This window comes from Marinobacter salinexigens (assembly GCF_008370345.1).
GTDB lineage: Bacteria > Pseudomonadota > Gammaproteobacteria > Pseudomonadales > Oleiphilaceae > Marinobacter > Marinobacter salinexigens.
On the sequence record NZ_VTUU01000047.1, the window covers coordinates 1 to 884 of the forward strand.

Annotated in this window: 1 protein-coding gene; it reads right to left on the reverse strand. The window is 63.9% G+C overall.

Annotated elements, in window-relative coordinates:
- Positions 1 to 180: 180 nt before the first annotated feature.
- Complete coding sequence (gene petC, locus FWJ25_RS20605; protein ID WP_497755920.1) at positions 181 to 861, reverse strand: cytochrome b6-f complex iron-sulfur subunit; 681 nt, start codon at positions 859 to 861, stop codon at positions 181 to 183.
- Positions 862 to 884: the final 23 nt, after the last annotated feature.

Sequence of the window (884 nt, forward strand, 5' to 3'; positions counted from 1 at the left end):
TGATAAACAGCTGTTCTTGTTTTATACAGTGTGTATATATAGAGAGAGACAAAGAGCAAGTGAATTTGTAGGAACAACGCCCACGGAGAACGAACGCAAGCMTATTTCCTCATCACAAGGAACGGAGGCATACRTAGGTCTCATGTGTGAGCACTGAGCACCGCTKGTTYCGGATCATCCTCATGCMYTCCACCACGGGTCCTSGCCGGTCCTGAAGTCGGTCTCCACCCACGGGACGAAGAGGACCTTGCCGTCGTCGACGTCGGCGTGAACCAGGGCCAGCGACAGAGGCGCCGGTCCRCGGACCACCWTGCCCTGGTTGTTGTACTGGGATCCRTGGCAKGGGCAGATGAACTTGTTCTCGGCGCCGTTCCACGGCACGACGCAGCCGAGGTGRGTGCACACGGCGTTGATCCCGTAGGTGGCCAGCGTCTTGTCCTGCTCCACCACCAGGTACGTGGGGTCACSCTTGAGCCCCTGCGCGAGCGTGCGGTCGTTGGGACCGTGCGTGTTGAGCCACKCCTCCACCGTGATGTCGTTGCCCAGCTTGTCCTTSGCGTAGGTCCCGCCGCCGSCGTYCCCGGAGCCGGCRGGGACGAAGAAGGCGCCGTAGGGGACGACCATGCCGACGGTGGGCARCGAKATGGCGCCGAGGAGGAGGAGGTTCATCAGCTTCCGCTTCTCCATGTCGGGGACGCGGTCGGCGGRGATGCTGCTCGCCGCCTGGCACRYRATGCTCCGCTGGGCGCGCTCSCGGCCCATSCYCAGGCCAAGCCCCTTCACYGGCTTGCCCAGCGMAGCGCGGGACCGGYAGAGCTGGGTGGGATTGGCGGCGGTRGAGAGCGCCGCGGAGGTCGCCATGGCTGCAGCAGGCGAGGATCGGT